The sequence below is a fragment of the Polynucleobacter sp. AP-Melu-500A-A1 genome (genome assembly GCF_018882125.1).
Lineage (GTDB): Bacteria > Pseudomonadota > Gammaproteobacteria > Burkholderiales > Burkholderiaceae > Polynucleobacter.
On record NZ_JACVOZ010000002.1, the window covers coordinates 524,584 to 546,551 of the forward strand.

Here is a 21,968-nt window from a genome sequence, read left to right on the forward strand (position 1 = left end):
TTTTTGCCAATTTTGTGGATTTTCAATAACAACTAAAACAGAGAGACTGTCTGACGCATCCCGCCAAATATGGCGCCTAGCCTCGCAATACCGTAAATGCCCCAATTACTAGACAAATCGATTGAGATTCTGAGTGTTAAGCATCTGCGCGGTCCAAATATGTGGACCTATTATCCCGTCCTTGAGGTTTGGCTTGACATTGGTGATCTTGAGGACTACCCCTCCGATCTCATACCTGGATTTTACGATCGCCTAGTCAAAGCACTACCCAGTCTTCAGGAACATCGCTGTAGTTATGGTGAGGTTGGGGGCTTTTTAAAGCGTGTTGAAGAAGGCACATGGCCAGCTCATATTCTTGAGCATCTCACTTTAGAACTACAAAATTTAGCCGGCATTCCGGGTGGTTTTGGTAAAGCCCGTGATGGTGATCGTCGTGGTGTCTACAAAGTAATGGTGAGCGCAAACAATGAAGAAGTAACGCTGACTGCACTCAAATATGCTCGTGATTTGTATTTAGCCCTGGTTCAAGATACAAAAGATCCCGTCGATTTAGTCCAAGACATAGTAGAAAAATTGCGCGATCTAGGCGATGATTTATTACTAGGCCCTAGCACTGCATGTATTGTGAATGCAGCTGAAGAGCGTGGAATTCCTTCGATTCGTCTTTCAAAGGGCAATTTAGTTCAGTTAGGCTACGGCGCCAAACAACGACGTATTTGGACAGCTGAAACCGATAGCACTAGCGCCATTTCAGAAACCATTTCAAGAGACAAAGACCTTACCAAAAGCTTATTAGCAAGTGCTGGAGTTCCAATTCCAGAGGGCAGAACCGTTACCAGTGCCGAAGATGCATGGGATGCTGCCCAAGATATAGGCTTACCTGTAGTTGTTAAACCTATTGATGGTAATCATGGTCGCGGTGTCTTTATCAATCTTTACACCCAACATGAAATTGAAGCGGCTTACGCAGTAGCGATTGAAGAAGGTAGCGAGGTTTTAGTAGAGCGCCATATTGTTGGCGATGAGCATCGATTATTGGTTGTTGGAAATAAGGTGGTTGCTGCTGCTAAAGGTGAGAGTGTTTGGGTTGCTGGTGATGGTAAACATTCTGTTCGTGAACTGATTGACATTCAAATTAATTCAGACCCACGTCGTGGTAAATCTGAAGAGCACCCTCTCAATCCCGCTCGTATTGATTCCGCTGTTGAACTAGAGCTTGCTCGGCAAAAGCTTACTGGAGAAAGTATTCCAGTGATTGATCAAAAAGTACTAATTCAAAGTAATGGAAACGTCGCTTTTGATGTCACTGATTTAGTTCATCCTGATGTAGCGAGTCAAGTAGCCCTAGCAGCGCGAGTTGTTGGCCTTGATATTGCTGGTATTGATTTAGTTGCGCAAGACATTAGTAAGCCCATGGCAGAACAAAATGCTGCAATTGTTGAGGTCAATGCAGGGCCCAGTTTAATATTCCATTTAAAACCAGCCAGCGGCAAACCCCAACCAGTCGGCAAAGAGATTGCGAATCACCTCTTTCCTCCCGGCGTAAACTGTCGTATTCCAGTTGTTGGCATTTGCGGTGATAAAGGTAAAACACCTGTAGCTGAAATGGTTGCCCATTTTCTGCGTTTAACCAATGTGTATGTTGGTCTGTCATGCAGTAAAGGTTTATTTTTTGGCAACAGGGCAATCCTAAATACCAATACCTCTAATTGGGAAAATGCACGTCGCACATTATTGAATCGCGCTGTCGAAGCAGCAGTTATTGAAAATAATCACCTTTCGATGTTGATCGAAGGTTTAGCTTACGATCGCTGTCAAGTTGGTGTTGTTTTAAATATTGATCCCAAAGCAAACTTTCCTCAGTACGCTATCTATGATGAAGATCAGGTCTTTAGCGTTGTGCGAACACAAATTGATGTAGTACTACCAAATGGTATTGGCGTCTTAAATGCCGATGATCCAATGATTGTTCAAATGGCCGAGCTGTGTGATGGTGAAGTCATCTTTTTTAGCGAAAATCCCGATTCTGAAGTTGTTAAAACCCATCTTCAAAATGGGGGTCGTGCAGTCTTGGTTGGTAAACAGCAAATCACACTCAAATCGGGCAAGCTCGATCAAAAAAGTATTCCCGTTCCACGCCACTCTGAATCTAGCGTCGCGTCTCCTTGGAAGGCAATGAATCTAGGGGCTGCCATTGCTGCTGCTTGGGCATTAGAAATTCCATTTAATGTTATTGAAGCTGGTGCAGAAACATTTGTCACCGAGACCAACACCGTAGCAGGGGCTTAATTGGAAATCATCCGTATTCGTATGTTACGCGGCCCTAATTTATGGAGCCGCCATACCTCTCTTGAGGCAATTGTTTCTTGTGAAGAGACAGAGCGATCCATAGATTCCATTCCGCAATTTGAAAATAAGATTCGCGAACGCTTTCCTCAATTAGGCAATATGCGTCGTGGGGGACAAAACGAAGTTTTATCTCTCGCCCATGCCTTAGAGTATGCTGCACTCGGTTTACAAGCTCAAGCTGGCTGTCCAGTCACCTTTAGTCGTACAGTGCAAACTGTTGATATTGGCGTGTATCAAGTAGTAGTGGAATATAGCGAAGAGGTTGTTGGGCGAATGGCTTTTGACTTCGGCTTTGCGCTAATACAAGCCACCCTAAACGATGCCCCATTTGAATTGACTGCTGCCCTCTCAGAATTAGAGGCTCTATACGAAGATGTGCGGCTTGGTCCAAGCACAGGCTCTATTGTGGATGCCGCAGTTCAACGAAACATCCCCTACCGCCGCATGACTGAAGGCAGTATGGTGCAATTTGGCTGGGGTAGTAAGCAAAAGCGAATTCAGGCTGCTGAAACTAGTGATACCAGCGCTATCGCAGAAGCGATTGCTCAAGATAAAGAACTCACCAAAAACTTACTCACCGCAGCGGGCGTATCTGTTCCCATTGGCGAAGTAGTGAATAATGCCGACGATGCATGGCGGGCTGCACAGAAAATTGGCGGCCCCATTGTTTTAAAACCTAAAGATGGTAACCAAGGTAAAGGTGTAGTTGCTAATATTCAAACCGAGGCGGAGGTGCGTGCCGGGTTTGAGGTGACCCAAGCCTTTGGTCGCAATACTATTGTTGAACGCTATATCCAGGGCGCTGACTATCGTCTACTGGTAGTGGGTAATCGTCTTTCTGCAGCTGCACGTCGTGAACCTGCACAAGTCGTTGGTGATGGCACTCACACGGTTGCTCAATTAGTAGATCTAGAAAATAAAAATCCATTGCGGGGTGATGGCCACGCCACAGCACTTACTAAAATTCGTTTTGATGATATTGCCCTAGCCCATCTAGCAAGCTCTGGTCTATCTCCGCAATACGTTCCTAAAATAGGTGAACGGGTTCTCTTGCGTAATAACGCTAATCTAAGTACTGGTGGTACCGCCACCGATGTCACCGACGATGTTCATCCCGATGTTGCAGCAAGCGCTATTGCTGCTGCGCAAATGATTAACCTAGATATTGCTGGTGTTGATATTCTCTGTGAAGCTATTTATCAACCACTAGAGCAGCAAGGCGGAGGCATTGTTGAAGTGAATGCAGCGCCTGGTCTACGGATGCATTTAAAGCCTTCCTATGGAAAGAGTCGCCCTGTTGGTGAAGACATCATCAATATGATGTTCCCTCCTGGAGAAGATGGTCGTATTCCTGTGGTTGCTGTTACTGGTACCAATGGCAAAACTACCACCGTACGACTGATTGCTCACTTACTTAATGAGACCGGCCTTCGCGTAGGCATGACTGGCACTGATGGTGTCTACATCAACCATCGCCTCATTGATACTGGCGATTGCAGTGGGCCTAAGAGTGCGCGCAATGTATTAATGCACCCAGATGTCGATGCCGCGGTTCTTGAGACAGCCCGTGGTGGTTTATTGCGTGAAGGTTTAGGCTTTGATCGCTGTGAAGTTGCAGTAGTAACTAATATTGGCGAAGGGGATCACCTAGGTCTGAACTACATTTCTAGTGTGGAGGATCTGGCTATTCTCAAGCGCGTTATCGTACAAAACGTTGCCCCCACTGGAGCCGCTGTCCTAAATGCAGCAGATCCTATCGTGGTCAAAATGGGTGATAAATGTGCTGGACGTGTAATCTTCTTTGCACAAAATCAGCACCATCCCGTGATTGCTGCCCACCGCGCTAAAAATAAAAAAGTGATCTACTTTGATGGTACTTATATAGTCGCCTCCAAAGGTTCACGCGTGATGTATCGCTTCCCTGTTAGCGAAATCCCATTAACCCAAAACGGTGTACTCGGATTTCAATTGGAAAATGCAATGGCTGCGATTGGTGCTGCATGGGCACTAGGACTGGATGCAGAAAAAATGGCGAAGGGTCTACACAGCTTTGAGAGTACTGCTAATGCCGTACCTGGTCGCTTTAACCAATTCCAGCACAATGGTGCAACTGTGATTGCCGACTATGGTCATAATCCTGATGCAATGCGTGCTTTAGCAAGTGCCATACAAGCAATGAAGCCCAAGAAGAGCCATGTCGTCATTAGTGGCGCAGGCGATCGTCGCGATGAAGATATTCGCGACCTTACACGTATCCTTGGAAACACGTTTGATAATGTCATCTTGTATCAAGATGCTTGTCAGCGTGGCCGTGAAGATGGCGAAGTTTTAAAGCTTTTGCAAGAGGGCTTGGTTGGCGCCACCAAAGCGAAACAAGTGAAAGAAATTCATGGGGAATTTATTGCTATCGATACCGCACTCAAAGATCTTGATTCCGGAGATATCTGCTTAATACTCATTGATCAGGTGGAAGAGTCTCTCGCCTACCTCAAACAAAAGGTCAGGCCTTAGGATTTCACTGCCAAATCATGAATTGGCTTCACCAATAAAAAACCCAATCGTTTGATTGGGTTTTTTATTGGAATCAATAGATTATTTATGCATGGTAGAGCTGTAAGCGATCAATTTCTTCCTTAGATCCCAACATAACCGAGACGCGCTCATGCAAATCCGTAGGCTCAAGATCCATAATGAGATCAGTACCATTGATGGAGGCGCCGCCAGCTTGTTCTACCAAAAAACTCATCGGGTTAGCTTCATACATTAAGCGCAACTTACCTGGCTTATTAGGTTCGCGCTGATCCCATGGATACATAAAGACTCCACCACGAGACAGCACACGATGAACATCTGCCACCATCGAGGCAATCCAACGCATATTAAAGTCTTTGCCCCGCGTGCCACTGATTCCTGCTAAACACTCCTCAACATAACGGCGCACGGGATCAGCCCAATGACGCATATTGGACATATTGATGGCAAACTCTTTAGTAGATTGTGAAATAGTGACAGGGTCTTTGATCAATAGAAATTCATCAGTCACTTTATTTAAAGTAAACATGACCACGCCGTCACCTAAAGTGAGTGCCATAGTGGTTTGGGGGCCATACACTACGTATCCTGCGGCCGCCTGATGACGTCCAGATAATAAGAAATCAGCTGTTTCTAAGGGCGCCTTAGGATCTTGTTTTTTGAGTACTGAAAAAATGGTACCAATGGAGACATTCACATCAATATTGGACGAGCCATCAAGCGGGTCAAATAAGAGCAAATAATCGCCACTACCTTGAACTGGAACTGGCAATTCCATTTCTTCAGAAGCAAGACCTGCCAAGGATTTACAAGCTTGTACACCTTCAATTAATAAATCATTAGCAATAATGTCGAGCTTTTGTTGAACCTCACCTTGAACATTACCGGTACCAGCTGAACCCAATAAACCAATTAAGGCGCCTTGAGCAACCTCATGGCTCAAGGTTGAACAAGTATCGACAACAGCCAGTAAGAGCTCTTGCAAGCCAGCAGGTACGGCAGAACCCTTTGGCTTAGCCGTTTCTAGATAGCGCCTGAAATTGATGTTGTGACTGTTCGACAAAGGTAATTCTCCGTTTTGAATGCCAAAGTGACTTATTGCACTCTATTTTGCCTTGTTCTGAGATGGGAACTATAAAAGTGGATTTCTCTACATTCATTTAGCAATAAGCCCTTTATTTAGGGTTATTGTTCATTATATGATGATAATATTGATGTTAAAATGCATCTAAATTGATGAGGATATAAGATGAGAACTACTGTAACCATAGATGATGATCTATACCAACAGGGCTTGGAGCTTGCTGACCCAGGAATGGATAAAGCAGACTTATTTCGTGAGGCAATTAATGTCTTTGTAAGAGTTCAAATAGGCAAGCGATTAGCAGCGCTCGGTGGAAAAGCACCCCAAATGAAGAGTATTCCGCGACGTAAACCAAAGAGCGGACTTTAACTATGCCAATGGTTTTGGCGGATACATCGGTCTGGGTCGCACACTTTAGAAAATCAAATCCAATCTTTGAGGGTTTGTTACTCAATGATCAAATTCTTTGTCATCCTTTAGTTTTGATGGAAATAGCTTGTGGGAGCCCTCCCTCGCCTAGATCAAAAACTCTTTACTATCTCAAGACATTGCAGCAAGCAAAAGTAGCAAGCCCCAATGAAATCTTGGAATTTATTGAAAAGTACAAACTTTTTGAATCAGGTTGTGGCGCGATTGATGTTTCACTACTGGCATCAAGCTTAATCACTGAAAATACGCTACTTTGGACTTTGGATAAAGATTTAGGGTCCCTCGCACTGCCACTGGGAATATCTTATAAGCACCAGGCTCATTGATTGAGTTGTTTAATTTCCTAGCGCCTTACCTACTACTTCCTTGACATCTGGAGACAGGGTTTGACAAGCTGCAACCTTTTCTAGAGCTGCTTTCATCTTGTTTTGATAGGGCTGGGCAAATAAACGCCAGCGATCTAAGGCTCTAGCTAAACGCGCAGCAACCTGCGGATTAATGGGGTCTAGTGCCAAAACACTATCAGCCCAAAATTCATATCCACTTCCATCCGCCTGATGAAAACTCGCAGGATTATTGGAGCAAAAAGCATGAATCACACTGCGTACCCGATTAGGGTTGTTCAACTTAAATGCTGGGTGCTCGCGCAAACGCTTTACATCTACTAAAGTTAAATCTAAGCCATCAACTGGCGGTCTACTAGACTGGAGTGCAAACCATTTATCAATCACTAATGGCTCTTTTGCAAAGCGACTAAAGAAATCGACTAAGCATTCCTGGGCGGCTTTGGCTCCATTCATCACCAATGCTGCTAGAGCTGCATAACGATCGGTCATATTGTCAGCAATACGATATTGATTGACTGCCATTGGTGCCCAAGTAGTGACATCGGCATCGAGCAACATGCTCAGCGCTAAATTCTTGAGAGCGCGTTTGCCGGCGCTTACAGCATCAGGCTGGAATGGTCCCGGCGTTTGCATTTGTTGGTATAAGGCTGCCCACTCAAGCTGTAACTGCTTAGCAATTTCCTGACGGAAGGCACGACGCGCAGTAAAAATCTGCTGAGGATCAACGCTGGAGCACTGTTCGTATAAATAGGTTTCAACGGGGAGTGTTAAAGCCAAATCCTTAAATGCAGGATCTAAATTGGGATCAAGTAATACATTGCGATAAGCTTCAATTAACTTGGCATCAGGTAAACGATGATTCAAAATCATTCGCATAGCCAATTTTTGACCAGCTTCCCAGCGATTAAATGGATCATCATCGCCATTAAAGAGCGTCAAAAGATCAGCTTCACTTTGTTCAAAATCTAAATTGACGGGCGCTGAAAAATTACGATTAATTGACAGTACTGGACGTTCTTCTATGCCATCAAATGTCCAGGTTTGACTGGCTTGAGTTAACTCCAATAATTGCTCTGCTTGATCATTGCCTGCAGTGATCAAGCGCATCTTTAAAGGAATGTGGAAAGGTTTTTTCTCAGGCTGTCCAGGACTTGGCCCGCAACTTTGGGTCAAGGTGAGATGAAATTGCTTATTTACTGCGTCATATTGCTCTTGCACCTTGACTCGCGGAGTTCCGGCTTGGCTGTACCAATTTCTAAACTGTGAAAGATCCCGGTTATTTGCATCAGCCATTGCTGCCAAAAAATCATCGCAGGTCACAGCTTGACCATCATGGCGCTTGAAATACAAATCCATACCCTTACGGAACCCATCCTTACCTAATAGGGTTTGGTACATCCGCACGACTTCCGATCCCTTTTCATAAACAGTGACGGTATAAAAATTATTAATTTCTTGATACTCATCCGGTCGGATTGGATGCGCCATGGGACCCGCATCTTCAGGAAACTGTAATTGGCGCAGCAATCGCACATCCTCAATACGCTTCACAGCCCTACCGGATTCACTTCCCATTTGATCTGCTGAGAACTCTTGATCCCTAAAAACGGTTAATCCCTCCTTAAGGGAAAGCTGAAACCAGTCTTGGCAAGTAACGCGATTACCTGTCCAGTTATGAAAATATTCGTGCGCAACAACACTTTCGATATTCGCAAAGTCTGCATCAGTAGCAGTTTCTGGTTGTGCTAATACGAACTTGGTATTGAAGATATTCAATCCCTTATTCTCCATAGCGCCCATATTGAAATCACCCACCGCAACAATCATAAAGCGCTCAAGATCCAGCTCTAAACCAAAGCGCTTTTCATCCCAATGAATAGAAGCAATTAAAGAATCCATGGCATGGCGTGTCTTAGGCAAGTCATGAGGCTCAACCCAAATCTGGAGTAACTTTTTAGCACCACTACTCGTAGTAATAGTTTCTTCAATACACTCCAACTTTCCAGCTACTAAGGCAAATAGGTAGGATGGCTTTGGAAATGGGTCTTCCCAAGTGGCGCTATGCCAACCATGAGGTAATTGTTCGGTACCCAGTAAGTTTCCATTGGATAACAAGACTGGACACTCTGATTCACGTGCCCGCAAGGTTACGCGATAGCGTGCCATCACATCGGGCCGATCTAGAAAATAAGTAATTTTTCTAAAGCCTTCTGCCTCACACTGCGTAAAGAAATTGCCATTGGAAACATACAGACCCATCAAGCTCGTATTTTTCTCTGGAGCACATACACAAATAATCTCAACAGTGAATACGTCCTTGCCATCATTTGGTAAACCCTGAATCGTGAGTGTTTCAGGTGTTAATTCAAATTGGCGATGGGCTTGGCCATTAATACGAAGGCTAATAAACTCAAGCTCCTGCCCCACCAATACCAAGGGTGCGCCAACTTCAAACCCCTGCCCAGGAAGCACTTCAAGACGACTCTTCACGATGGTTCGAACTGGATCCAAAGCGATATCCAATTCCACCTGATCAAAGGTATAAATAGGAGGACGGTATTCGAGCCGTCGAAAGCTCTGCGGGAGATCGGTTTTCATGGAATGATTTTAAGTCTTGTCTAGAAAGTGCGTGAGGTGCGGCTTAAGCCCACACGAGGGTCGCGATACCGATAGCAATAAAAGTGACTGCTGCTACAGCATGCACCCACTTAATTGGCATCCGCTTCGTAAATTTCTGACCAATCCAAACGGCTGGCGCATTTGCCAACATCATCCCCAAAGTTGTGCCGACAGTCACAGCAAATACATCTGTATAGCGAGCTCCTAAAGCAATCGTCGCAATTTGTGTCTTGTCACCCATCTCCGCCAAAAAGAAGAGGCCTACAGTCAACAAAAAAACTGGGAATGCTCTATCGGCAACCTTAGACCCACCTGCATCATCAATATGGTCTGGTACCAAAAGCCACAAACCAATACCCAAAAAGCTCAAACCTAAAATCCAGCGCATGACATCTGGCGAAAGCAAAGTAGTTAACCAGTGGCCTAGTAAGGCTGCACAGGCGTGATTTGCGATAGTGGCTATAAAAATGCCAGCAATGATCGCCAAAGCCTGTTTGGGGTATCGGGCAGCCAACATCAAAGACAAAAGCTGAGTTTTATCCCCCATTTCAGCCAAAGCAACCACACCAGTGGAGAGCAATAAAGCAGAAGAGTCCATAAATTCAGTAGCTTAGATGTTATCTATCAATATTTGAGGGGCATCCAAACACAATGCATAGGGATAGTTTAGAGCCTTGGAGTCCCTATCCCTAAATTACATTGAAATAATTAAGGCGGGCGCCCAAGTCATGAGGTCTATCTAAGCACCCCTTACCTGAAACGCCCCCTCTTCACTACCTAATTCAATCAATGCCTAAGCGACGAAGAACTCCTCTGCCAAAACAAAGTCTAATTTCTGAGCTTGTGCAACCGGCTGAGAAGTTAAAAAGCCTTTGTGTACATTAAGACCATTACGTAAATGATGATCAATCGATAAAGCTTGAATCACGCCTCGATTGGCCAAAGCTTCAACATATGGATAGGTTGCATTGGTTAATGCAAAGGTAGAAGTTCTTGCAACAGCTCCTGGCATATTAGCGACACAATAGTGCAGCACACCATCTACCAAGAATGTTGGGTCAGCATGAGTTGTTGGCTTAGAAGTTTCAAAGCAGCCGCCCTGATCGATAGCAACATCTAAGATCACTGCTCCTGTTTTCATTTTCTTCACCATTTCACGAGTAACCAATTTTGGAGCTGCTCCACCGGGAAGCAAAACAGCACCAACAACGACATCTGCCTCACGTACTTCTTGCTCTATCAGGAGGCTATCGGAATAGAAAGTGCGCACTCGATTGCCATACAAGGCATCAATTTGACGTAAGCGATCGATATCTTTATCAAAGATGCAAATATCGGCTCCCATACCCACTGCAATTTGCAATGCATTGCGTCCTACTACTCCGCCACCCAAAATCACCACTTTTGCAGGCGATACACCAGGAACACCAGCCATAAGCACTCCTAGGCCACCATGTGACTTTTCAAGATGAGAGGCTGCTGCATGAATAGACATCCGGCCTGCAACTTCACTCATCGGCGCCAAGAGAGGCAATGCACCATTCATGGCAGTCACTGTCTCATAGGCAATACATGTCGCTCCTGAATCGATCAAGGCCTTAGTTTGTTTTGGATCGGGCGCCAAATGAAGATAAGTAAATAGAATTTGATCTTCACGCAACATGGCGCATTCTTGTGCTTGTGGCTCCTTCACCTTCACAATCATCTCCGCTTTATGAAACACTTCCGCTGCACTATTAATCAAGGTAGCGCCAGCGATACGATAAGTCTCATCACTCAAGCCTATTTGCTCACCCGCACCACGTTGAATCAGAACTGAGTGACCTTGCTTACATAAGCCACTGACATTGCCAGGAGTCAAACCCACCCGGTATTCATTATTTTTTACTTCTTGAGGTACACCAATAATCATTGCAATCTCCAATTATTTAAATTCACGACTTGTTTTAGTTTTGCGATGTAGGCCAACAACATAAAACATTGCTAGATACACGCCCAATAAACACGGACCCAATACCAGCGCAATCCGTGCATCCTCATGAAAGCCCATCAGAACGACTACTAAGGCAATAAACGCAAGAGCAAACCATGAGGAATAGGGCCACCAAGGTGCGCGATAACTAAGCTCTGCCACTTGGGCCTTAGTTAGTGAGCCACGGAATTTCATCTGGGTAAATAAGATGGCAATCCACACCATCAGGCCCACAAAAGTGACTGCAGCCATGATGTATTGAAAAGCCTTATCGGGCACAAAATAATTCAGCACTACACCAGTCATACAAACTACAACTGTAGCCATTACCGCGCGATGAGGAACGCCATAGCGAGATAATTTTGCAAATGGTGCGGGAGCATAGCCGTTCACTGAAAGTGCATATAACAATCTACCGCCACTAAAGATTCCAGCATTGCAAGATGAAAGTGCAGCGGTGATTACCACAAAATTAATTAAGCCCGCTGCCTCGCGCAATCCAATGCGTTCAAACATCACAACAAATGGACTGCCCTGTTCACCTACCTCATTCCAAGGAAAGATGGCGAGGATAACCAAGATAGCACCCATATAGAAAATCAAGATACGCCAAGCCAGGGAATCTATTGCCATTGGAATTGTTTTACGTGGGTTCTCCGCTTCGCCAGCAGATAGGCCAATCATTTCAATTCCGACATATGCAAATAAAACCATTTGCAATGAAAGCAACATGCCACTAATACCGTTTGGAAAGAAGCCGCCGTGCTGCCAAAGATTGCTTAAGCCAATAGGTTGCCAATCGTTCGTAAAACCAAAGAGAATGACTGATCCTCCCAAGGCAATCATGGCAACAATAGCCACAACCTTAATCAAGGCAAACCAAAACTCAAACTCTCCAAATACCTTTACGGCAATGAGATTGATCAGACCCATCATCACGATGGAGGACAGAGCCCAGATCCACTGAGGAGTTTCAGGAAACCAGATGCCCATGTAAATGCCAACCGCAGTAACTTCTGCAATACCGACAACTATCCAGTAGGTCCAATACCCCCAGCCCACCATATATCCGGCTAGCGGCCCAACATAAGTATTGGCATAGGCAGCAAAGGAACCGGCAACGGGTTCATGCACAGCCATTTCACCAAGCGTGCGCAGAACAATAAACGCCACAATCCCCGCTAACAAATACCCAAGCAAGATTGAAGGTCCTGCAATTTGGATAGCGCTTGCTGAGCCTAAAAATAAGCCAACACCAATTGTTGAACCTAAGGCCATCAGGCGAATGTGTCGGACTTTAAGGTGGCGTTTTAAGCCATTGTTTTCAGTCTGCAAAAGAGACCTCCTTTCGATTTGTCGTTGGCGATTTACCAACGAGGCAAAGTCTAGGGAGGAGTTTGTATAAGCACTAGGGCCTAAAAATATCGAAAGTGATTAAATAAATAAAAATGAGCGCTTAAAAATAAAACGCTCATATAAATCAAGAGTCTGCAATGAAAGTTTTTATTATTGACTGCAAAAGAATCCGTAATTTCCTACAGGGATTCCCCTTAAGGGTTTAAGGCTGAGCAGCAATCAGATTTAATATCTCAGCAGCTGCAGCTAAGCCACAAGCAGCGGTTACCACAACGGTCGAACCATAACCAGAGCAGGCTAGCCCCCCACTGGAAGCTCCGGTACGGGGCTCATGAGAGTAGATGGCACGCACTCCCATTTTTTTCTTGAGGTTTCTTGAGAAACCATGATCTTGCCTCAATCCTTGTCTTACCTTTGCCAACAATGCATCTTGTTCAGTGCGCGAGAGATCATCACACCTGACTGAGGTAGGATCGGTTTTACCTCCCGCAGCACCACACATGACGAGCGATCGATTATTTTGCGTAGCCCAAAGTACCAAAGCAATTTTGGTTTGCACTGAATCGGTTGCATCTAATACCAATGCATCTTTCGGCACTATTACATCTAGATTTTCTGGTTCTAGAAATTCATCACAGACTGTTAAGGAAATGTTAGGATTAATTTGTTTAATGCGCTCGCTCATCGCTTGCACTTTTGCTTTTCCGTACTGCCCCTCTAAGGCGTGCAATTGACGGTTAGTATTACTCTCAGCGATGTGATCAAAATCCACCAGCACCAAATGACCAATGCCAGTTCGAGCTAAAGCTTCAGCAGCCCAAGAACCCACACCGCCTAAACCGGCTACCACCACCGTAGCAAGATGAAATTGCTCGCGCAGCTCGGCTCCATAGAGCCTGGATACGCCTCCGAAACGTCGAATTTCTATGCTGTCTTCTATATTGTCTTCTGCCATAGCTTCTCTTTATACTGAACAAATGGACTCGATTGCACAACTTCGCAAAAACTATACCTTCGGTCAGCTTTCTGAAACTGAAGTTCCTCACAATCCACTGGGCCTTTTTCAGCTTTGGTTTGATCAGGCTGTAAAGGCAGAATGTCCAGAACCCAATTCCATGACTTTAGCTACAGCCGATCAAGCGGGCAATCCATCAGCTCGTATTGTCTTACTAAAAGGCGCTGATCAGAACGGCTTTACCTTCTTCACTAATTACGAAAGCCAAAAAGGCCGGGATTTAGCGATACGCCCACAGGCAGCTCTACTCTTTCATTGGCACGAGTTAGAGCGTCAAGTAAGAATTCAAGGGCTTGTAGAACAGGTTACCGCTGCTGAGAGTGATGAATACTTTCACTCACGTCCTCCTGCCTCCAGAATTGGAGCATGGGCATCACCCCAAAGTTCCACTATTCCGAATAGAGAATTTTTAGAAGAGGCTGAGAAACGATTTACAGTGCAATTTGGTGATGCGCCTCCGCGCCCAGGAAATTGGGGTGGTTATCGCCTTCAACCTACCGAAATGGAATTTTGGCAGGGGCGCCCTTCTAGACTTCATGATCGCATTCATTACAAGCTTGAAGGCACCAGCTGGAAAATTCATCGCCTAGCACCGTAGCAATCAATTGCTGATAGCTACGAATATTGAGGCGCTATCAGCGCTTTGAATTTTGCTCTAAATTTAGCCAGCTTAGGGGCAACCACTGCCATACAGTAACCTTGATTGGGATGCTGTACAAAGTAGTTCTGGTGATACTCCTCTGCAGGATAAATAATTGGTGCAACATCAATCTGCGTCACGATGGGCGAAGTATAAATCTTCGAATCCGCTAACTCTTGCACTACTTCATGGGCTATTGTGGTCTGCAAATCACTGTGCGTAAAAATCACTGAGCGATATTGAGTACCATGGTCATTACCTTGATAGTTCAAAGTTGTCGGATCATGAATCACAAAAAATATCTCGAGTAGATCTCGAAATGAAACTATTTGGGGGTCAAAGACAATATCTACAATCTCAGCATGCCCAGTTGTTCCAGTGCAAACGGCTTCATAACTGGGGTTCGGTCGAGGGCCTCCCGCATAACCTGAAACAACCGATTGAACGCCCTGAATTTGCTGATAGACAGCCTCAAGACACCAAAAACATCCGCCACCCAAGGTGGCACGCTCTAATTCAGACGGGGTTTTATTCAATTTTTCATTCATAGCTTTATCCTAATGCCTTATTCCATTGTCTGCCAAGATCTTAAATGCTATGAATCGCTTTACCCTCCAACTCGATGAAATAAGGGCAGCCTTTGCCACAGAACCCAATCCCTCGCTAGAAGTCAGATTAGAGCGAATTGGCCGCATTGAAAAAATGGTCAAGGCTAATGAAGGAAAACTGTGCACAGTTCTGATGGCTGACTTTGGGGTACGCCACCCTATCGAAACCCGTCTGGCAGAATTTCAGATGATTTACCAGGCCTGCAAATACACCCGCAAACATCTCAAAGCGTGGATAAAAGAAACTCCAGTGGAGACACCTATGACATTGGGATCTTCAAATGCCTGGATACAAAATCAAGCTCTAGGTGTTATTGGAATCTTAAGCCCTTGGAATTACCCAGTGCAATTAGCTCTCTTGCCAGCTATCTCCGCTTTTGCTGCCGGCAATCGAGTTTGGCTTAAACCTTCAGAGCGATGCCCGCGTACTTCAGGGTTCCTCGCCAATCTCATTCAGGAATACTTTCACCCTACCGAGTTTTGTGTCACTGCTGGAGATACAGAAGTAGCTCAGCAATTTAGCGCACTACCGTTTGATCATCTCTTATTCACTGGTACTGAGAGTATTGGTAAAAAAGTGATGCGCGCTGCCGCAGAACATTTAACACCGATTACCTTAGAGCTTGGCGGCAAGTCGCCAGCGATAGTAGATTCCTCAGCCAATCTAGAGGAGGCTGCGGGTAGCATCGCTTATGGAAAGTTACTCAACAGCGGTCAAACCTGTATTGCCCCAGATTACGTCCTGATTGAACAAGACAAGCGTGATAGTTTTATAACGCAATTACAAGCCGCAGCTCAGGAGCAATTTTCTAAGCCAACAGAACTCACGGGACCCATTGATGATGCTCAACTGCAATATTGGCAACATCTTGTAGCCGATGCTCTTGATCGCGGCGCTCAAGCAATTCCACTCCTTAGCAATCCGTCTGCTGGCGCGAGAAGATTCGAACCAGTTGTATTAATTAATGTCTCAGATGATGCGCGCGTACTTCATGAGGAAATCTTTGGGCCTATATTGCCAGTGGTGACTATTAGCAATACTGTTTCAGCCATTCAGTACATCAACAGCAAACCCAATCCACTTGCACTATATTGGTTTGGAAAAAATAAACAGAATCTGCAAAAAGTTTTGCAAGAAACTCGCTCAGGCGGTGTCACTATTAATGACACCTTGTTGCACGCCACCGTAGAGTCACTGCCATTTGGTGGAACAGGTACAAGTGGGATGGGCGCCTATCACGGTAAGGCTGGCTTTGATATTTTTAGTCATCGCAAATCCGTATTACAAGTACGCGGTTTCTTAGGTTTTAATCTTTGGAAAGGCAGCAAGCTCGCCCGCCCACCTTATGGAAAAGGGGTTGAGCGTTTATTGCGCTTCCTAAAGTAATTCAGTAGCAACACTTCACCACTAATTAATTCGGGAAAACCCTTGCAATTTGGGCGCTAATCTGCCATAATGAGAGGCTTTTTCAAGCAATTTGATTCATCGCCCCCCAGCTATATTTCAGCGTACCGTTTAGAAGTTATAAACACCGAAGTTCATAAAACGCGCTGCCGCTTGTCTGATGGTCGATGCCTTTGACCATCGCACCCTTTAAAAACCATGGGTGCAACATACGGAGACTTCCCTCAAAAGGGGACGTGTAATAGCATGACTTTTTCTAAAGAAACTAATCATGAGTCGCAAGACTCAAAACATGCTGGAAGTTCCTTCCAGTCTTTCGCCCTAGCGGCGCCACTTCTTAAAAACGTTGCTGAACTGGGTTTTACCCAAGCCACTCCTGTTCAAGCCCAGGTTATTCCTGCTGCTTTAGCTGGTGGTGACTTATTGGTCAGCAGCCAAACCGGTAGCGGTAAAACCGCAGCCTTTTTGTTGCCTTTGATTAATCAACTGATCGAATCCAACCCAAACAACTCACCCGTACCAGGTCGTGCACAGCCTAAAGTGTTAGTGCTCTGCCCTACTCGTGAATTAGCTCAACAGGTTACCGCTGATGCAGTGAACTTAGTTCGCGGCATGAAAGGTATTCGTATTGCAACCGTCATGGGTGGCATGCCTTACGGCAAGCAAATCCAGGCTCTGAAAGGTGCATTGTTAGTTGTTGCAACCCCAGGTCGCTTACTCGATCTGTGTGATAGCAAAGCGATTCGCCTTGATGATGTCAAACAACTCGTTATCGATGAAGCCGATCGCATGCTCGACATGGGATTTGCAGATGATCTCGAAGCAATTGATAAACGTTGCGCTGGACGTAACCAAACTTTGATGTTCTCTGCAACTTTTGCTCCAAAGATTATGTCTTTGGCTAATGCATTAACTACAGATGCAAAGCGTATTGAACTTGCTCACGCAGGTGAAAAACATGCCAATATCGAACAGAAGTTACATTGGGCCGACAGCATGTCACACAAGCATAAATTGCTCGAACACATTTTGGCAGATGCCTCTTTGGATCAAGCAGTTGTGTTTGCAAGCACTCAAGTTGAAAGCGAAAAAATCGCTGACACCTTGCGCGCTAATGGCTATGAAGCAACTGCTCTTCACGGCGCTATGCCTCAAGCTGTGCGTATGCGTCGCCTTGAGTCTTTGCGTAAAGGTCACACCAAAATATTGGTTGCGACTGACGTAGCTGCTCGCGGTATCGATGTGCCACGTATTAGTCACGTGATTAACTTTGGCTTGCCAATGAAGCCTGAGGACTATACCCATCGCATCGGTCGTACTGGTCGCGCTGGTCGTAATGGTGTTGCTATCACTTTGGTTGAACATCGTGATCGCGCTAAGATCCGCAATATCGAACGCTTTACACAGCAAGATATCGTGGCATCAGTCATCGCTGGTCTCGAGCCACAAGCTAAACCTAGCTTTGGTGGCGGCGGCGGTCGTCCTGGTGGTCGCTCTGGCGGCGGTGGCGGTGGTAATCGCTCCGGTGGCGGCGGCGGTCGTTATGGCTCTGGTGCTCGTTCCGAATCTCGCTTTGGTGGTGGCGCTACTGGTGGTGGTCGTTCATCTGACTCACGTCCTGCACGCTCAGCAGATTCACGTCCTGCGCGTTCTGATGACTCACGTCCTGCCCGCTCAGCAGATTCACGTCCGGCTGGTCCACGCTTTGCGAAACCAAAAGCTGGTGGTCAACGCAGAAACTTTAGCGGCAGCTAAAAATGACTCACCGTTATCGTCTCCGTTCTGCATGGAATCGAGTCGGTTCCGGTGAGATTCATCGGGCGCCACTCAAGTGGCAAGCCTGGCTGAGTGATACTGGATCTCTCACTCAAAAAATTGAGCAAATCATTGGTCAAAAACTGGAAGTTCAGGTTTTGCGCGATTGCCCTCAATCACTCAATAGCGACGAAAGTCGCTATTTTCATTTCCGGGTTAGACGGTGTCGAGTACGTCAAGTTCTACTCTGCTGCAATGACACACCTTTAGTCATGGCGCATAGTGTGATTCCCACCTTAAGTTCTAGCGGCAGTAACCATCGTATTTTGCGTCTAGGTAAAAAACCTTTAGGTGCAGTGTTATTTGCTAAAGAACGTCAGCATTGCAAGCCAAAGCCGCCGCGTGACATTGCCCGTTTAGATAAACAGAGTGCTTTATGGAAAAAGTGCTTTAAGAATTACACAAAATTGAGCTCACCCTTATGGGCGCGCCGGACTCTTTATCAATTAAAGGGACATCCCATCCTAGTCAATGAAATTTTCTTGCCAGAGCTACTACGCTACCCTAAAGCTTAGAGAGTTAACCAAGCTAAGCTGGCTTTGACCAAAGACTCATCGCCAGGTTCTGTTGTAAATACTTCACCAAAACCAATCTCATCAGCAGCATCCGCAATATTGTGATGCGGGCAAAGTGCGCTTGCGCTACTGAAGTTCTGGGTAAATTGATCCTGAATCACACTACCCAAATATCGTACCGCTTCGGATGACGTTAATAGCCAAAGAGATTTAGAAAAATCAAGTTTATGAATGCTATCCCATGCAGGGTTATCAATATCCAAGGGCACGCGGGTGTAGCTTGAAATCTCGTCGACCTGAGCACCTGCATTTTTTAAGGTATCGGCCATCCAATCGCGCCCTCCCTCGCCTTTAAAGATAATCACCCTCTTACCCTGCCAATTCCAGCCCAAGCTTTGTAACTCCTGCCATAAACCCTCAGAGTCCCATCGCTCCTTATCTTGGGGCATCACGATAGGTGTGGGGTTAGTTTCCATTCCGACGCCATGATGCTGCAGAGCTAATTTGCTACTTCCCCCCATCACACCGATTGGAATAATTCTTTTTGAAAAATCTTGCCAACTGCGCTCCAATAAGCGCATCACACATTCAATCGCATTAGGACTAACAAAGATGGCCAGGTCTGCATCCTGTAAGAGAATTGCAATATGAACTGACAAGGCCTCATCAGTCTTTGGCACGATAGTTAATAAAGGTAAAGATAAAATATCAGGCAAGCTACGCTTAGCAACGCCACTAAGCTCAATACTGCTGGTTAGAACTTCAATGAGTTGGCGTGCCTGGCCACTAGGCCGCGTAACTATGATTGTCTTGGCGCTCATGGTTCTAAGCTAACTGCAATCTTATTTTGCAATTTTCGGAATGAGGTCAGCTGCACCTTGCGCTAGTAAATCCTGTGCAACGGCAAGACCTAAGGCTTCAGCATCCTCAACCGACTGAACAACTGCATTGCCATTAGCCAAGCATATTGACTTGCCATCAGTGCTAGCCACAAAAGATCGAATTTGCATCTGATTCTTGTCCCACACCGCATGTGCAGCTAATGGTACTTCACAAGAACCACCTAACTGACGTGACACCATACGCTCCGCTGAAACTGCTAACAAGGTTGGTATGTCATTTAAGGGTGCGAGCCATCGCTTGATGTTGGGGTGCTTAATGAGGGTCTCAATACCTAAAGCACCCTGACCTGCTGCAGGAGTATATGGGTCATAGGGTAGAAATGCTTTGATACGACTCTCTAGACCGAGACGTTTTAATCCGGCTGCTGCCAAAATAATTGCTTGGTACTCACCACGATCCAATTTGCCCATGCGGGTATCTAAATTACCTCGCAAAGGCTGAATTTCTAAATGGGGGAACTTTGCTCTGAGAACAGATTCTCGACGTAAGCTCGAAGTACCCACGATGGCGCCTTTGGGTAGTTCTTCAAGACTTGCATAGTCATTGGAAACAAAAGCATCGCGAGCATCTTCTCTAGTCATCACACAGGCCAGATCAAATCCATCGGGCATCACCATCGGAACATCTTTGAGGGAGTGCACCGCCAAATCAGCGCGCCCATCTTCCAGCGCTGCTTCTAGCTCTTTTACAAATAAGCCCTTACCACCGACTTTTGAGAGGGCTCTATCCAAAATTTGGTCACCCCGGGTGGTCATTCCCAAAATCTGAATATCGCACTCTGGATAGAGCTTTTTCAGGCAATCCCGTAGGTGTTCTGCCTGCCACATGGCTAGGCGACTTTCACGGGAGGCAATGACTAAGCGCTCTGGGGAGCCTGGGACTGCAGCTGGAGGGGAAGAATTTAAGGTTTGGGACATAACATTTAAAATAAAAAAGACCTACACCAATATACTGTGTTTATGAGCTCATCTAAAAATTCCTTAGCCAACAAAGCCCAAGCTTGGTCGGCCCGTTTTACCGAACCGGTAGACGAACTTGTACAACGTTATACAGCCTCCATTGGCTTTGATCAACGGTTTGCCATGGTCGATATTACTGGATCCCTAGCCCATGCAGAAATGCTCGCTAGCCAAAAGATTATCAGCGCCCAGGATTTGGCTGATATTCAACAAGGAATGGCTCAAATTAAATGTGAAATTGAGTCCGGCCAATTTAACTGGCAATTAGCTTTAGAAGATGTTCACTTAAATATTGAAGCACGTCTGACTGAGTTAGTCGGCGATGCTGGCAAACGCCTGCATACCGGTCGTTCACGTAACGATCAAGTGGCGACCGACTTACGTCTATGGTTACGTGGCAGTGTTGATGATATTCAGATTACCCTGAAAAGTGTTCGCACTGCTCTTTTAGATTTAGCCGAAAAGCATGCCGCTACTATCATGCCTGGTCATACTCACTTACAAGTTGCCCAGCCGATTACCTTTGGTCATCACTTAATGGCCTATTACGAAATGTTTAGTCGTGATGCAAGTCGTCTAACGGATTTGCGCGCACGCTTTAATCGATTACCTCTTGGTGCTGCAGCCTTGGCCGGAACTACTTACCCGATTGACCGTGAACAAGTAGCCCGTATTTTAGGTTTTGATGGCATTTGCAACAATTCTGTCGACGCAGTATCTGATCGGGACTTTGCCATTGAGTTCTGCGCCTTTGCAGCCATCTTGATGATGCACGTTTCTCGTTTATCCGAAGAACTTATCCTTTGGCTTAGCCCGCGCTTTGGCTTTATAGATCTGCCTGATCGCTTTTGTACTGGCAGCTCGATCATGCCGCAGAAAAAAAATCCTGATGTACCAGAATTAGCTCGTGGCAAAACGGGTCGTGTCTACGGTGATTTAATTGCTTTGCTCACCCTTATGAAGGGTCAGCCACTTGCCTACAACAAAGATAATCAAGAGGATAAAGAGCCTTTATTTGATGCAGTAGATACCGTACAAGATACTTTGCGTATCTTTGCAGACATGATTCCCCATATTGAAGTTAAAGCAGAAGTAATGAAGGCGGCAGCTGAGGAAGGGTTTGCCACCGCTACTGACTTGGCTGATTATTTAGTGAAAAAAGGTTTAGCTTTCAGAGATGCACACGAAGCAGTTGCTCATGCAGTGAAGGCTTGCGTTGGCAGAAACTGCATGCTCACTGATCTCAGTCTTTCTGAATTGCGCTTTGCCTGTGGCTTAGACAGTCGCCCCGAACTGATTAGTGATGATGTATTTGCTTTATTGACAGTCGATGGATCAGTGCAATCGCGTCAGCATGCTGGCGGTACCGCACCATCACAAGTTCTTGCTGCTATTAAAAGAGGTCGCACAGATCTCTAAA

General features: G+C 45.6%; 18 protein-coding genes. 9 read left to right on the forward strand and 9 right to left on the reverse strand.

Translation table 11 applies throughout. The features are described from left to right. Positions 1-96 precede the first annotated feature (96 nt). Positions 97-2,289: a cyanophycin synthetase gene (gene cphA, locus ICN38_RS06020; RefSeq protein WP_216256145.1), complete on the forward strand. Its 2,193-nt coding sequence runs from the start codon at positions 97-99 to the stop codon at positions 2,287-2,289. Then, positions 2,290-4,860: a cyanophycin synthetase gene (gene cphA / locus ICN38_RS06025; protein ID WP_216256146.1), complete on the forward strand. Its 2,571-nt coding sequence runs from the start codon at positions 2,290-2,292 to the stop codon at positions 4,858-4,860. 85 nt (positions 4,861-4,945) lie between these two features. On the opposite strand, the gene ICN38_RS06030 is transcribed toward cphA (ICN38_RS06025), so the two are convergent. Then, positions 4,946-5,944, reverse strand: a complete 999-nt coding sequence (locus ICN38_RS06030; RefSeq protein WP_216256147.1) for a class 1 fructose-bisphosphatase — start codon at positions 5,942-5,944, stop codon at positions 4,946-4,948. A 186-nt stretch (positions 5,945-6,130) separates the two neighbouring features. On the opposite strand from ICN38_RS06030, the gene ICN38_RS06035 reads away from it, so the two are divergent. Continuing rightward, positions 6,131-6,334, forward strand: coding sequence for a type II toxin-antitoxin system VapB family antitoxin (locus tag ICN38_RS06035; RefSeq protein WP_216256148.1), 204 nt, complete (start codon positions 6,131-6,133; stop codon positions 6,332-6,334). A gap of 2 nt (positions 6,335-6,336) precedes the next feature. Continuing rightward, a complete protein-coding gene (locus tag ICN38_RS06040; protein WP_216256149.1) occupies positions 6,337-6,720 on the forward strand; it encodes a type II toxin-antitoxin system VapC family toxin in 384 nt (127 codons plus the stop codon). 9 nt (positions 6,721-6,729) lie between these two features. Here the strand turns inward: ICN38_RS06040 and pepN are convergent, their stop codons facing one another. From pepN to ICN38_RS06065, 5 genes are all read right to left on the reverse strand, one after another. Beyond that, a complete protein-coding gene (gene pepN, locus ICN38_RS06045) occupies positions 6,730-9,339 on the reverse strand; it encodes an aminopeptidase N (RefSeq protein ID WP_216256150.1) in 2,610 nt (869 codons plus the stop codon). Between the two features lie 43 nt (positions 9,340-9,382). Then, positions 9,383-9,958 (reverse strand): TMEM165/GDT1 family protein, encoded by a 576-nt coding sequence (locus tag ICN38_RS06050; RefSeq protein ID WP_216256151.1) that lies wholly within the window; start codon positions 9,956-9,958, stop codon positions 9,383-9,385. Positions 9,959-10,153: 195 nt separating this feature from the next. Beyond that, positions 10,154-11,272: an alanine dehydrogenase gene (gene ald, locus ICN38_RS06055; RefSeq protein ID WP_216256152.1), complete on the reverse strand. Its 1,119-nt coding sequence runs from the start codon at positions 11,270-11,272 to the stop codon at positions 10,154-10,156. Positions 11,273-11,284: 12 nt separating this feature from the next. Further along, the gene (locus ICN38_RS06060) at positions 11,285-12,610 is read right to left on the reverse strand and encodes an amino acid permease (RefSeq protein WP_255562749.1); all 1,326 of its coding nucleotides are present in this window, start codon (positions 12,608-12,610) and stop codon (positions 11,285-11,287) included. A gap of 280 nt (positions 12,611-12,890) precedes the next feature. Beyond that, complete coding sequence (locus tag ICN38_RS06065) at positions 12,891-13,643, reverse strand: ThiF family adenylyltransferase (protein ID WP_216256154.1); 753 nt, start codon at positions 13,641-13,643, stop codon at positions 12,891-12,893. A gap of 22 nt (positions 13,644-13,665) precedes the next feature. On the opposite strand from ICN38_RS06065, the gene pdxH reads away from it, so the two are divergent. Continuing rightward, a complete protein-coding gene (gene pdxH / locus ICN38_RS06070) occupies positions 13,666-14,301 on the forward strand; it encodes a pyridoxamine 5'-phosphate oxidase (protein ID WP_216256155.1) in 636 nt (211 codons plus the stop codon). Positions 14,302-14,318: 17 nt separating this feature from the next. On the opposite strand, the gene msrA is transcribed toward pdxH, so the two are convergent. Then, a complete protein-coding gene (gene msrA / locus ICN38_RS06075) occupies positions 14,319-14,891 on the reverse strand; it encodes a peptide-methionine (S)-S-oxide reductase MsrA (RefSeq protein WP_216256156.1) in 573 nt (190 codons plus the stop codon). 49 nt (positions 14,892-14,940) lie between these two features. On the opposite strand from msrA, the gene ICN38_RS06080 reads away from it, so the two are divergent. The 3 genes from ICN38_RS06080 to ICN38_RS06090 all read left to right on the forward strand — a co-directional run bounded on the left by ICN38_RS06080 (position 14,941) and on the right by ICN38_RS06090 (position 18,686). Next, positions 14,941-16,338: a coniferyl aldehyde dehydrogenase gene (locus ICN38_RS06080; protein ID WP_216256157.1), complete on the forward strand. Its 1,398-nt coding sequence runs from the start codon at positions 14,941-14,943 to the stop codon at positions 16,336-16,338. A 264-nt stretch (positions 16,339-16,602) separates the two neighbouring features. Next, on the forward strand, positions 16,603-18,111 hold the full coding sequence (locus ICN38_RS06085) for a DEAD/DEAH box helicase (RefSeq protein ID WP_216256158.1): 1,509 nt from the start codon (positions 16,603-16,605) through the stop codon (positions 18,109-18,111). 2 nt (positions 18,112-18,113) lie between these two features. Then, positions 18,114-18,686 (forward strand): chorismate lyase, encoded by a 573-nt coding sequence (locus tag ICN38_RS06090; RefSeq protein WP_216256159.1) that lies wholly within the window; start codon positions 18,114-18,116, stop codon positions 18,684-18,686. Here ICN38_RS06090 and ICN38_RS06095 read toward each other — a convergent pair. Next, a complete protein-coding gene (locus tag ICN38_RS06095) occupies positions 18,683-19,507 on the reverse strand; it encodes a uroporphyrinogen-III synthase (RefSeq protein WP_216256160.1) in 825 nt (274 codons plus the stop codon). The two genes, ICN38_RS06090 and ICN38_RS06095, sit on opposite strands and share 4 nt — an antisense overlap. Before the next feature lie 21 nt (positions 19,508-19,528). Next, complete coding sequence (gene hemC, locus ICN38_RS06100) at positions 19,529-20,506, reverse strand: hydroxymethylbilane synthase (protein WP_216256161.1); 978 nt, start codon at positions 20,504-20,506, stop codon at positions 19,529-19,531. Positions 20,507-20,548: 42 nt separating this feature from the next. Between hemC and argH the strand changes: the two genes are divergently transcribed. Beyond that, positions 20,549-21,967 carry an argininosuccinate lyase gene (argH, locus tag ICN38_RS06105; protein WP_216256162.1) on the forward strand — a complete coding sequence of 473 codons (1,419 nt, stop codon included), beginning with the start codon at positions 20,549-20,551 and terminating at the stop codon, positions 21,965-21,967. Position 21,968 lies beyond the last annotated feature (1 nt).

Excerpts from the sequence above, each read along its gene's own strand:
- cphA (WP_216256145.1), top strand. The coding sequence starts at position 97 with ATGCCCCAATTACTAGACAAATCGATTGAGATTCTGAGTGTTAAGCAT.
- ICN38_RS06035 (WP_216256148.1), top strand. The coding sequence starts at position 6,131 with ATGAGAACTACTGTAACCATAGATGATGATCTATACCAACAGGGCTTG.
- ICN38_RS06040 (WP_216256149.1), top strand. The coding sequence starts at position 6,337 with ATGCCAATGGTTTTGGCGGATACATCGGTCTGGGTCGCACACTTTAGA.
- pepN (WP_216256150.1), bottom strand. The coding sequence starts at position 9,339 with ATGAAAACCGATCTCCCGCAGAGCTTTCGACGGCTCGAATACCGTCCT.
- ICN38_RS06050 (WP_216256151.1), bottom strand. The coding sequence starts at position 9,958 with ATGGACTCTTCTGCTTTATTGCTCTCCACTGGTGTGGTTGCTTTGGCT.
- ald (WP_216256152.1), bottom strand. The coding sequence starts at position 11,272 with ATGATTATTGGTGTACCTCAAGAAGTAAAAAATAATGAATACCGGGTG.
- ICN38_RS06060 (WP_255562749.1), bottom strand. The coding sequence starts at position 12,610 with ATGGCCTTAGGTTCAACAATTGGTGTTGGCTTATTTTTAGGCTCAGCA.
- ICN38_RS06065 (WP_216256154.1), bottom strand. The coding sequence starts at position 13,643 with ATGGCAGAAGACAATATAGAAGACAGCATAGAAATTCGACGTTTCGGA.
- pdxH (WP_216256155.1), top strand. The coding sequence starts at position 13,666 with ATGGACTCGATTGCACAACTTCGCAAAAACTATACCTTCGGTCAGCTT.
- msrA (WP_216256156.1), bottom strand. The coding sequence starts at position 14,891 with ATGAATGAAAAATTGAATAAAACCCCGTCTGAATTAGAGCGTGCCACC.
- ICN38_RS06080 (WP_216256157.1), top strand. The coding sequence starts at position 14,941 with ATGAATCGCTTTACCCTCCAACTCGATGAAATAAGGGCAGCCTTTGCC.
- ICN38_RS06085 (WP_216256158.1), top strand. The coding sequence starts at position 16,603 with ATGACTTTTTCTAAAGAAACTAATCATGAGTCGCAAGACTCAAAACAT.
- ICN38_RS06090 (WP_216256159.1), top strand. The coding sequence starts at position 18,114 with ATGACTCACCGTTATCGTCTCCGTTCTGCATGGAATCGAGTCGGTTCC.
- ICN38_RS06095 (WP_216256160.1), bottom strand. The coding sequence starts at position 19,507 with ATGAGCGCCAAGACAATCATAGTTACGCGGCCTAGTGGCCAGGCACGC.
- hemC (WP_216256161.1), bottom strand. The coding sequence starts at position 20,506 with ATGTCCCAAACCTTAAATTCTTCCCCTCCAGCTGCAGTCCCAGGCTCC.
- argH (WP_216256162.1), top strand. The coding sequence starts at position 20,549 with ATGAGCTCATCTAAAAATTCCTTAGCCAACAAAGCCCAAGCTTGGTCG.